Below are 10,755 nucleotides of genomic sequence, written 5' to 3'. Positions count from 1 at the left end.
AACCCACCAGGGTGCGCCCTCTCGGGATGTTCTCTTTGCATCCGTGCAGGCACCTCATGAAAATCCTGGTGCGCCGGATCGGGCCGGCGTGCGATGGTCGAGGTATGGCGATCGCATCGGAGGTCACACTCAGGCCCGCGACCGAGGAGGACCTTCCCGGCATCGGGTTGCTGCTGTCGAACGCATTCGGCGTCTCGCCCCGGGAGGATCCGGTCGTCACCGCGCAGCGGCTGAAGTTGTTCCCGCTCGACCGCGCGCTCGTCGCGGTGGACGGCGGCCGCGTCGTGGGGCATACCCGGGACACCACGATGACGCTCACGGTGCCCGGCGCCCACCCCGTCGAGGTCTGCGGCGTGGCCGGTGTCGCGGTGGCGCCGACCCATCGCCGTCGCGGGATTCTGCGCGCGATGTACACCGAACTGCACGAGCGCACCGAGGCCGCGGGGCTGCCGCTGACCATCTTCACCGCCAGCCGGGCCACCATCTACGGACGGTTCGGATACGGGCCGTGTGTGGTGGAGAACCGCGTCACCATCGACCGGCGGTTCGCCGAGTTCCTGCCCACCGCCCCGGATCCCGGCGGCGTGACCCTGAGCTTGCTCGACGACGCGATCGCCGTGGCGCCCGGCATCTACGACCGCTGGCGGCGGCTGGTCCCCGGCGCCCAGGCCCGCCCGCATTCGGCGTGGTTGATCCAGTTGGTCGGCAGCGGGGGCCAGGCCGCCCTGTACGCCCTCACTCATCCCGACGGGTACGCGCTCTACCGCTACGACAATCCGGAGCCGCGCAAGCTGACCGCCGAGGTGGTGGAACTGCGCGCGGTCACCGCCGAGGCGCATGCGGCCCTGTGGCGGGCGCTGCTGGGGCTGGACCTGGTCGACACCGTCACCGCCACCATCGGTGACGACGACCCGCTGCCCCACCTGCTCACCGACTCCCGCCTGGTCCGCACCGTCAGCCGTCACGACGGGTTGTGGGCCCGGCCGATGGACGTCCCGGCCGCCCTGTCCGCCCGCGACTACGAAACGGATCTGGATGTGGTTGTCGCCGTGGACGATCCGTTCCGGCACGCCGGGGGCACCTTCGCCCTGCGCGTGCGCGACGGGCGAGCCGAATGCGAACCCACCACCCGCACCCCCGACCTCGAACTCGGCATCGACGTGCTCGGGAGTCTGTACCTCGGCGCCCACTCCGCCCGCACCTTCGCCGGCGCGAACCGGGTGCGCGCCAAGAACGCGCGGGTACTCGCGGATGTGGACCGCGCTTTCCGGGCCGAACGCGAACCGGTCCTCGGCTGGTTCTTCTGAGCTGGCACCGGGCGTCTTCATCCGGAGCCTCGTCGTCTCTGGTGAGTACGGCACGGCCCTGGCATGCTGGGGAGGTGACCCTCATCCGGTTCGTACTGAATGTGCTCTGGTTGATTTTCGCCGGGTTCTGGCTGGCGGTGGGTTATTTCCTGGCCGGAATCCTCTGCTGCATCCTGATCATCACCATCCCGTTCGGGATCGCGTCGTTCCGGATCGGCGCCTATGTGCTGTGGCCGTTCGGCCGGGAGGTGGTGGCCAAGCCGGGAGCGGGGGCTCCCTCGCTGATCGGCAACATCATCTGGGTGATCTTCGCGGGATTCTGGCTGGCGATCGGGCATCTGGTCACCAGCATTCCGCTGTTCGTCTCGATCATCGGGATTCCGTTCGGCTGGGCGAACCTGAAACTCATCCCGGTCTCGCTGATGCCGCTGGGACGTGAAATCGTCTCCAGCGAGCACGCTTTCGTGGCCTGAGCGCTCACATCGGGACGCCGGACGGGCCCTACTCCGAGTCGGCGACCAGCTGCTTCATGATCGAGACCGCGTCGTCGAGCACCCGCAGCTGATCGGGGGTCAGACCGGACAGCTGATCGAACATCCAGGCCTCGCGGGCGTTGTTCTCGTCCTGGATCAGCGCCTTGCCGGCGTCCGACAGCGACACGATGACCTGGCGGCCGTCGGTGGGATGCGGATCGCGCTTGACCAGCTGCAGTTCCGAGAGCGAGGCGATCACTCGCGTCATCGACGGGGGCTGCACCCGCTCCTTGGCGGCGAGCACACCGGGAGTCATCGCCCCGTCCCTGGCCAGGGTCGCCAGAGCCGACAGTTGGGTGAGCGAAATCTGCGCGTCGGCGCGACGGCCGCGCAGATGGCGCGTCAGCCGCACGACCGCCAGGGACAGTTCACCGGCGAGCGCGCGGATATCGGAAGGCGTTGTCACAGAGGCAAACGATACGTGACACCACATATGTGGTTCGCCGTTCCCGCCGCTATCGTTGACTTCGTGACCCCCGAGGTGCCCGAGATCCCGCCGCGGCTGACCGATCCACGTCCCGTGCTGGCGGTCGGCTCGCTGGTGTGGCTGGTGGCCACGGTCGCGGTCTGGTGCAACGACAGCTGGGCCGACGCGCGGCCGATCTGTCTGATGGGGCTCGGCGTGGGACTGCTCGGCTACAGCATTTTCGTGATTCAGCGCCGCGGCGCCCGCAGAGGTGACAAAGGCGCGCAGAAAGGGCTGTGACACCGGCCGACACGCGCCACGCCCGAGCGCGCCGACTTTACAGTGTGCGAATTGACTCATCGCGTCCTGACGGCTTAACTCGCTTCCGTGTCCTCCCGATTGAGCGTCGAAGAACGACGAGCCCACCTCATCGAGGCCGCCATCGGCCTCGCGGAGAAAAAGGGCGTCGCCGGGGTAACCACGCGCGATGTCGCGCAGGCGGCCGGGGTATCGCTCGGTGTGGTGCATTACTGTTTCGAAAACAAAGATGCGCTGATGACCGAGCTGGTCAAAGCATTGTCGATGGAATTGCGCGATTCCGTCGAGACCAATGAAACGGTCTGGCAGGGAGTCGGAAGTGGAAAAGAATCCCTTCAAAATTTGGTGCGCGCCAGCCTGGAACTGCTCTGGCTGAACATCGAATCCACACCGCAACGACAACTGCTCACCTACGAAACCACCACCTACGCGTTGCGTGAAAGTGAGCAGACCCCAGCGAAACTCGCGATCGCGCGCGAACAGTATCTGTTCAACGACGCCACCGTCGCCGACGTCCTCGAGCACGGGCGCGTGGCCACCGGAACCGAATGGCGAATTCCGGTTCAGACGTTGAGCCGATTCACCCTGAATGTCATCGACGGAATCGTTCTGCGCTGGCTCGTCGACGACGACAGCGCGGCGGTGCGCACCCAGCTCGACGTGCTGGCGGAGATGATCACCACCTACGCGAAATAGCCGCGCCCCGTATCACGAACCCGGCTGCCGCTGCACGTGGGTGGTCTCGCCCGAACGCCACCACGGCACGGCCACGGTGGCCTCGTAGGCGCCGGTGAGCCGGACCTCCAGACGATCGTGCAGCACCAGCTCACCCGCCAGCGGCGGCAAACCGAACTGCAGTCGCAACAGCACACCCAGCGGCTCGTCCGCCCAGGTCGTGCGTTTTCCGGCGCCGAGCACCTCGGCATGGACCGCCTCCGAGGCAGCGGCCAAGTCGAGCAGTGTGGCCAGCTCGCCCGCATGCTCGATATCACCGGCGACCAGGCGATCCGGCGGCAACGCCAATCCGAGCCAGGGCCGGTCCAGGACCAGCGCCCGATCGGGATCGATCACCGCTCCCGACAACGCACGCACCCGCTCGGGCACGCCGATCTCGTCGAGATCCAGCTGCGGCACGGCCGCGGCGAGCCTGCGGTGGGTTTGCGAAACTGCTTCCGGGGTGGGCCTTTTCGCCGGATCGGCCAGAGCCTCAAGCAGGGCCACGGCCAGGTCCGCGGTGATGTTCGCCGGGTCGGCGAGTACCGCGTCGAGGGCCGCCAGATCGGCCGCGGAGAACCCCGGCAGGTCGGGCAGCAGATCGGCGAACACCGGATCCGATCCGGCCCGATGCACGCCGAGCGGGCGGCCGTCGACCCGTGCGTGCCGGCGCAACCACCACGCGGTGTAGCCGTCGCGGTCGGCGAGCAGGCCGCGGGTGGCCGGTTCGGACAGCAGTAGCCGCAGCGCCTGCGGCCACGCGTCGTCGGCGACCAGATCCAGGTCTCGCACCGCCGCGAACTCCGGCGGATCTTCCGGCAAACCCCGCCACCAGCGGTCCTCGTCGTCGAGGTCGTGGTCGGGACCGGTGGGATCGGTTTCGGTGACGACGGTGAACCCCCAGCCGACGCCGATCGCACGCAACGCCGAGGCCGGATGGTGCTGCGCGAACTCCGGGTCGAGGGTGCCGAACGGAGAATCGCCGACCAGCACCTCGGCCAGCGGGGCGTCCGGTAGCAGCAGTTCGTCGGCAGGGCGCGATTCACCTGTGCTGTCGGGCAATTCGAGCCCACCGAGCCACGTCGGCAACGTGATACCGGCCGGCAGGTGGGCGGCGAGACCGAGCACGGCCTCGCGCAGATCCTCGTCGTCGGGCCGGTGATCCAGTTCGGCGCGCAACGCGGTGTCGGTCAGCAGATCCTCCACACCGGCCTGTTGTGCGCCGAGGCGGCCGAGCAGCTCGTGCGCGGCCTCCGGATGGACCAGCCGGGCCCACGGCACCGCCACCGCGTCCTCGAGCTGATCGTCGAGCACCACCGTACGGGGGCCGGTGACCAGGCGGCCGTCGGAGAGCGGAACGGCCAGGGCCCCCAACTCCTCGGCGGCAAGCGGATCGGTGACGAACGGTTCCAGCGCGTCGTAGAGCGAATACCACCATTGCGGCGGGCGCTGCACACTTCCGGTCAGTTCGGCGACGCGAGCCAGGCCGATGCGGTGGACGTCCAGCACGCCCAGCAGTTCGGCGGTCGCGCGGCCCGACAACTCCGGAACCACCAGCGGCCCCAGCAGAGTCGCCAGCAGGTCGGCCAGTTCGGTTGTGACGCCCGGAAATACACTCGCACGCGCTGGCGCCGCGTCGGTCCGCACCGGGGCCGCCACGTCGTCTCCGGACGCGCCGGCGCCGAAATCGGGCAGCGCGAAACCGGCATCGGCCGGGTCCTCGCTAGCACCGGCAGCCGGGGCCAGCACCGGCAACCACGGATTTTCGCGCAGCTGCTTCACCAGCGCCTCGCGCAGCAGACCGTCGGCCTCGCTGCGGGCGAAGCCGGGCGCCGGAACGAGCACCAGCCGATCCCCCGGCGGTAGCGCGCGGGCGAAATCCGCATAGCCCTCCGCCAATTCGGCCACCCGGGCGCCGGGCATCAGTCGGCGCCGATCCGGTTGCAGCGCGATATCGGCGATCACCAGGGCGGGCAGGGACAATTCCTCGTCGGTGCGGGTCGGTGCCCGCAGCACATCGGCGGACGCCGCGACGGCCCGGCCGTCACGCATCGGAAGCAGCCAGCGCGCCCGCGCGGTGGTGTACTGCCACCACCGGAAATCCTCGCCGGAGGGTGCGGTGATGCGGACCTGCTGCAGACCGTTGCCGAGATCCTCCACCGCGCGCCAGGATTCGTCGTCGCCGATCCGGATCGTATGCAGGCCCGGCAGTTCCAGCAGCAGATCCACCGCCTCGGCCCGCATGGCCGCGAGCAGGTCCGCGGCATCGACGTCCTCGCGCAGCCAGACCACGATCTCGCTGTCGAAACCGGGCTCGGGGGCGACCGCCACCGACCAGGCCAAGCGCAGCACCGGGACGGCGGGACCGTCCGCGCCGACGGGGACGTCGATACCGTTGTCGCGCAGTTCGGACAGAGTCTGCGCCCGGGAGAATCGCAAAGATCCTGTGGTGGAACGGAATTCCACCTCGTCACCGGCGGAGAGCACCGCCGTGAATCCGACGCCGAACCGGCCGACCGCCGTACCCGTCTTGCCCGACGCACGCAGCGCCGTCAGCGCGTGTACGCCGGAAAGATCCAGCGGGGCACCCGTATTGGCGATATGCAGGGCCCGCCCCCGCAGCCACACCGAGACCCGGCCGGAGACCCCGGCCTTGACCGCGGCGTCGGCGGCGTTCTGCGCCAGCTCGGTGAGCAACCGATCGCGATACCCGGCCCGGACCAGATCCGCCTCGGTGGCGGCGTCCTCGCGCAGGCGAGTCGGCGAATTCCGCCATGCGGTGAGCACTCCCGCACGCAAGTCCGCGGTGCCGAACGGATCCGCTGTCACCCTTACGGCTCCCCCGCTCGCGCTCGTCAGTTCTCCTCCGCCGCCCCGGACTCACCCGGCTGCACCCGCACCGCGGACACCGCCCAGGCATCGCTGTAACGAACCGGTTCGGCACCGGCCGCGCCGGACTCGGCAGCCGGAGCCGTTTCGCCGGTGACCGCGTCAGCGGCAGTATTCGTCGTGTCAGCGGCAGCGCTCAGGGCCGCCGCCTCGGCTGGAGCGTCGTCGGCTGCGGGCGCAACCCCAGCCGTACCGCCGGCGGGAACGGTGTCCGACGCACGAGCGTGATCGGCGTCGGGTGCGGCAGAGTCGGCGGTCGCGGAGACGTCGTCCACGGTGGTCGACGGCGAATCGACCCCGCTCCGAACACCTTCGGCGGCAACGCCTTTCGGCGCGGGATCGGTGCCGGGACGCTCGGGCGCGGCCGCGTCGGTGTCGGTCGGTGCGTCGGCGGCCGTTCCGGTGTCGCCGACACCGTGGGCGTCGCCCGCCGGGCTCGACGGCGTTTCGGTCTCGGCAGCGCCTTCGCCTACCGCGGTCGACGCTGCGGGCGTGTCGGTGCCCGCGGGTGCACCCTTTTCCGTCTCCGGATCGGCGCTCGAAGGTTCTCCGGCGTCGACGGCAATCGCTGCTGCCGAATCGGCAGCGTCTCCTGCGGAGTCCTGTGCATCCGATCTCGCCGCGGCGGAGGACTGTTCCGACTCCGCGGATCCGTCCCGCGCGGTCAATTCCTCCGCGGGGACGACCTCGATCGCCGCATCGTCGTAGGCCTCGTAGAGCGGGGAGCCGGCTCCGGTGGGCATCTCGGTGTCGGAGTGGGCGCCGCAGCCGTATTCGACGTGTACCACCCGGCCGTCGGCGCCCATCGCGTTGGCGCAGACGCCGAAGGCGGCGCGCAGGGCGCCGGCGAGGGGCACGAAGAAGCCGCAGACTCCGCACGTTCCGGGGGCCGAACGCGCCATCTCGGTGTCGGGACCGAATTCGGAGTACCAGCGCTCGGCGGCCTCCACGCGGCCCTCGCGGCTGAGGACCTGGCGGCGGCCGAGGCCGATCTCCTCACACACCTCGTCGACCACCGGGTCGCCGGTCTCCAGATATCCGGGCACCAGGCGCGGATCGTCGACGTGCGGGGCGAGCAGATCGCCGGGGGCCAGATCGCCGGGGCGGATGCGCTGATCCCACGGCACGAAGTCCGGCGCCACCAGAGCGTCGGGCCCGGGCAGCAGGGCGGACTCGCTGACCGTCGCGTACTCCGCATCGGGCGCGGCCGCGACCACGACCTCCCACTGCCAGCCGCGGTACCCCGGCAGGGTCGCGGCGAAGTGATGGGTGGCCGCACACTCGTTCTCGCCGGTGACGCCCAGATGTTCGCCCACACCCGTGGGCTGCAACTCCAGGAGCGCACGGCGAGCCAGGTCGACCGCCTCCGCCAGGATCGGTCGCACGCCGGACTCCGAAACAGACACTGCGCTCACGTCCTACATTTTGCCGTATGAAATGCCAACGCCGTGCGGCGGCCGCAGCAGTGCTGATCGCGGCGTCCACAATGCTGTCCGCCACGGCCTGTGAGCGCGCCGACAACACTCCGCGCCTGCGGGTCGAGGTGGTGGCCACCCGGCCGCACGACCGCGCCGCGTTCACCGAGGGACTGGAGGTCGACGGCACGGTTGTCTACGAGAGCACCGGGATGGAAGGCGACTCCGGAGTGCGGGCCACCGATCTCGCCACCGGCGCGCCGATCGCCGCCGCGACACTCCCCGGCGACTACTTCGGCGAGGGCGTCACCCGCGCCGGGGACACCGTCTGGCAACTCACCTGGAAGGACGAGACCGCCTTCGCCCGCGATCCGCGCACACTCGCCGAACGCCGCCGCGTCCACTACGACGGCGAAGGCTGGGGTCTGTGCGCCCGCGGCGACCACTTGGTGATGAGCAACGGCAGCGACACCCTCACCTTCCGCGATCCCGCCACCTTCGCGACGACCGGCACGATCCGGCTCACCAGCCATCACGACGCCCGGCTCAACGAACTCGATTGCGCCGCAGACGGTTCGATCTACGCCAACGTGTGGCCGACCGATCAGATCCTGCACATCGATCCGGTCAGCGGCGCGGTACTGGCCGAGATCGAGGCCGGCGGCCTGCTGCGCCCCACCGAGCGCACGGGCGCCGACGTCCTCAACGGCATCGCCCAGATCCCCGGCACCGACCGCTTCCTGATCACCGGAAAGTACTGGCCCACCCTGTTCGAGGTCCGATTCGTCCCGATGTGAGCGCGACGGTCGCCACGACGGCGGCCGACACGCATCGGATCACAGCACGGCCGATGTCCACGCGCCGACCGAGTGCGAGAGAATCGAATCGTGACTGCCTCCCGCGAACCCTCCGGCACCGAACCCGGTCCGTGGGACGGCGAGGAGTATCCCGATACCCGGCGGCATCCCGGCTACGACCGGTATCCGCCCCCGAACGCCCCGTCGTCCACGCCGCTGCCTCCGCTGCCGCGCCGCAATGGTGAACCGGACGTGCCCGAATTCGTGACCCGGCGCATGGCATCGGGCGAACCGCCACGGGCACTCCCCCCACGCGGATCGCACAGCGACCAGCGTTCCGGCGAGGCGTCCGAGGCCCCGAGCGCGGCCGAGCGCCCCCGGCCCAAGGACGCGAAAATCGCCGAACGCCACCGTGTCCCTCGCAAGATGACGGTGACGCGAGTCATGGCGATGCGCACCAGGGACCTCACCGAGAAGGGTTTCCACACCTTCCAGCGCGCGGCGCGGGCCGACGGCGCGGGCGAATCCGGGCTCACCGCACTCGTTTACGCGACGATGGCCAACTTCGCCCTCGACGCCGCGATCGCGGTGGCGCTGGCCAATACGCTGTTCTTCGCCAGTGCCACCGCCGAATCCAAGACCAAGGTGGCGCTGTATCTGCTGATCACGATCGCGCCGTTCGCGGTGATCGCGCCGCTGATCGGCCCGCTGCTGGACCGGCTGCAACGCGGGCGCAGACTCGCGCTGTCGGCCTCGTTCGCGATCCGGGTGGTCTTCGCGATCCTGCTGATCTTCAATTTCGACAGCTGGGCGCTGTATCCGCTGGCGCTGTGCATGATGATCTCGAGCAAATCGTTCGCGGTGCTCAAGAGCGCGGTGACGCCACGGGTGCTGCCACCCGGAATCGATCTGGTCCGCACCAATTCCCGGCTCACCGTCTTCGGCCTGGTCGGCGGGACGCTCGGTGCGGGCGCGGTGGCCGGAGCGGTCGCCGCGGTGGCCGGGTCCGTCGGCGCCCTGGTGTTCGCGGCCCTGATCGCGGCGGCCGGGGCCTATCTGAGCCTGCGCATTCCGTCCTGGGTCGAGGTCACCGAGGGTGAGGTGCCGGCGACCCTCGGCTACCACAACCGCGACGGCGGCACCGAAGTGCTGGACCGCGGCGAGAAATCGACGGTGAAACCCAGCCGGCGCCGGCAGCCGCTGGGCCGGTCGGTGGTCACCGGGCTGTGGGGCAACAGCGCGATCCGGGTGCTGACCGGCTTCCTCACCTTCTATGTGGCCTTCGTCGCGAAATCGACCGAACACCGCCCGGTGCAGCAGGCCGCGATGCTGGGGCTGGTGGGCGCGGCCGCGGCGATCGGCAACTTCGCCGGCAACGCGACCGGCGCCCGGCTGAAACTGGGCCGGCCGTCGCTGATCGTGGTGGAGTGCACCGCGGCGTGCACTGCCGTCGCGGTCGTCGCGATGCTGCTCGACAATCTGATCGGCGCGGCAGTCGCCGCGCTGGTGGCGGCCTGTGCCAGCGCACTGGCCAAGGTCTCGCTGGACGCCTCGATCCAGGACGATCTGCCGCCGGAATCGATCGCCTCCGGATTCGGGCGCTCGGAAACGGTACTGCAGCTGTCCTGGGTGGTCGGCGGCGCCGGCGGCGTGCTGCTGCCGACCGTGTACTGGGAGGGTTTCGCGGTGGTCACGGCGGTCCTGGCGCTCGGTTTGGCGCAGACGTTCGTGAGCTACCGTGGGCATTCGCTGCTCCCCGGATTGGGCGGTAACCGTCCGCAGCACGTCAAACAGGAAGTCCCCCTAGCGACAGGAAATCAGCCACAGTGACCAAGCCCAGCACCCGCACGATCCTCGCGCTGGCCCTGGCGGCAGTTCTGGTCGTCGCCGCGGCCGTCGCCGGCATCGTGGCGGTGGCGGTGCACAACGCGCACGAGGCGGATCCCACGGTCACCGCCTACGCGCACGGCAGAACCGTCACGGTTCCGCCCTATCTGTACTGCACGATCGGCGAACCGGATCCGCACGGCCGCGTCTCCCCCGACTGCAAGCGCACCGAGATCACCGCGGAACTGAATCCGCCGCTGGGCTACCCGGTGCAGCTGTCGCTACCGCGGCATATCGCCGACGCGCCCTGGGTGATGGTGCTGGAGTACCAGCAGATCGACAATACGGGTAAGACCGTGCAGCACCTGGCGTCGTACCGGGACTACCCACAGGGCACCCGGGCCGTGACGGTGGACAGCCATCCCGAACCGAACCTGCGCCTGATCGGCGTCGAGGTGCAGCTGCTGCTGCTCGTGCGCGACGAGGCCGGCAACGAAGCCTTCTCGCCGTATCAGGCGTGGTCGATCAAGGCCGCGTGACCGCGGCCCG

General features: G+C 69.8%; 10 protein-coding genes. 7 read left to right on the top strand and 3 right to left on the bottom strand.

Annotation, left to right across the window (positions count from 1 at the left end; translation table 11 throughout):
- The first annotated feature begins 104 nt into the window (after nucleotides 1-104).
- Together ON23_RS03230 and ON23_RS03225 are read left to right on the top strand one after the other, a co-directional pair.
- The gene (locus ON23_RS03230) at nucleotides 105-1,307 is read left to right on the top strand and encodes a GNAT family N-acetyltransferase (RefSeq protein ID WP_039776161.1); all 1,203 of its coding nucleotides are present in this window, start codon (nucleotides 105-107) and stop codon (nucleotides 1,305-1,307) included.
- Between the two features lie 83 nt (nucleotides 1,308-1,390).
- Nucleotides 1,391-1,780 (top strand): YccF domain-containing protein, encoded by a 390-nt coding sequence (locus tag ON23_RS03225; protein ID WP_169812471.1) that lies wholly within the window; start codon nucleotides 1,391-1,393, stop codon nucleotides 1,778-1,780.
- Nucleotides 1,781-1,808: 28 nt separating this feature from the next.
- Here the strand turns inward: ON23_RS03225 and ON23_RS03220 are convergent, their stop codons facing one another.
- Nucleotides 1,809-2,273 carry a MarR family winged helix-turn-helix transcriptional regulator gene (locus ON23_RS03220; RefSeq protein WP_051024228.1) on the bottom strand — a complete coding sequence of 155 codons (465 nt, stop codon included), beginning with the start codon at nucleotides 2,271-2,273 and terminating at the stop codon, nucleotides 1,809-1,811.
- A 36-nt stretch (nucleotides 2,274-2,309) separates the two neighbouring features.
- On the opposite strand from ON23_RS03220, the gene ON23_RS03215 reads away from it, so the two are divergent.
- Both ON23_RS03215 and ON23_RS03210 read left to right on the top strand, forming a co-directional pair.
- Nucleotides 2,310-2,546, top strand: a complete 237-nt coding sequence (locus ON23_RS03215; RefSeq protein ID WP_039776188.1) for a DUF2530 domain-containing protein — start codon at nucleotides 2,310-2,312, stop codon at nucleotides 2,544-2,546.
- Between the two features lie 87 nt (nucleotides 2,547-2,633).
- Nucleotides 2,634-3,260 (top strand): TetR/AcrR family transcriptional regulator, encoded by a 627-nt coding sequence (locus tag ON23_RS03210; protein WP_039776158.1) that lies wholly within the window; start codon nucleotides 2,634-2,636, stop codon nucleotides 3,258-3,260.
- A gap of 12 nt (nucleotides 3,261-3,272) precedes the next feature.
- Here the strand turns inward: ON23_RS03210 and ON23_RS03205 are convergent, their stop codons facing one another.
- The gene (locus tag ON23_RS03205) at nucleotides 3,273-6,065 is read right to left on the bottom strand and encodes a sacsin N-terminal ATP-binding-like domain-containing protein (RefSeq protein ID WP_063821211.1); all 2,793 of its coding nucleotides are present in this window, start codon (nucleotides 6,063-6,065) and stop codon (nucleotides 3,273-3,275) included.
- Between the two features lie 68 nt (nucleotides 6,066-6,133).
- Complete coding sequence (locus ON23_RS36465) at nucleotides 6,134-7,582, bottom strand: DUF3027 domain-containing protein (protein ID WP_083903663.1); 1,449 nt, start codon at nucleotides 7,580-7,582, stop codon at nucleotides 6,134-6,136.
- 17 nt (nucleotides 7,583-7,599) lie between these two features.
- On the opposite strand from ON23_RS36465, the gene ON23_RS03195 reads away from it, so the two are divergent.
- The 3 genes from ON23_RS03195 (at nucleotide 7,600) to ON23_RS03185 (ending at nucleotide 10,745) form a co-directional block, all read left to right on the top strand.
- Complete coding sequence (locus ON23_RS03195; RefSeq protein WP_039776156.1) at nucleotides 7,600-8,379, top strand: glutaminyl-peptide cyclotransferase; 780 nt, start codon at nucleotides 7,600-7,602, stop codon at nucleotides 8,377-8,379.
- Nucleotides 8,380-8,469: 90 nt separating this feature from the next.
- Complete coding sequence (locus ON23_RS03190; RefSeq protein ID WP_051041897.1) at nucleotides 8,470-10,209, top strand: MFS transporter; 1,740 nt, start codon at nucleotides 8,470-8,472, stop codon at nucleotides 10,207-10,209.
- A complete protein-coding gene (locus tag ON23_RS03185) occupies nucleotides 10,206-10,745 on the top strand; it encodes a DUF2771 domain-containing protein (protein WP_039776155.1) in 540 nt (179 codons plus the stop codon). The genes ON23_RS03190 and ON23_RS03185 overlap by 4 nt, the downstream gene beginning before the upstream one ends.
- Nucleotides 10,746-10,755 lie beyond the last annotated feature (10 nt).

Origin of the sequence: Nocardia cerradoensis NBRC 101014, from assembly GCF_000308535.1 — a bacterium.
GTDB classification, from domain to species: domain Bacteria; phylum Actinomycetota; class Actinomycetes; order Mycobacteriales; family Mycobacteriaceae; genus Nocardia; species Nocardia cerradoensis.
This window is presented reverse-complemented; position numbering and strand designations above follow the sequence as displayed.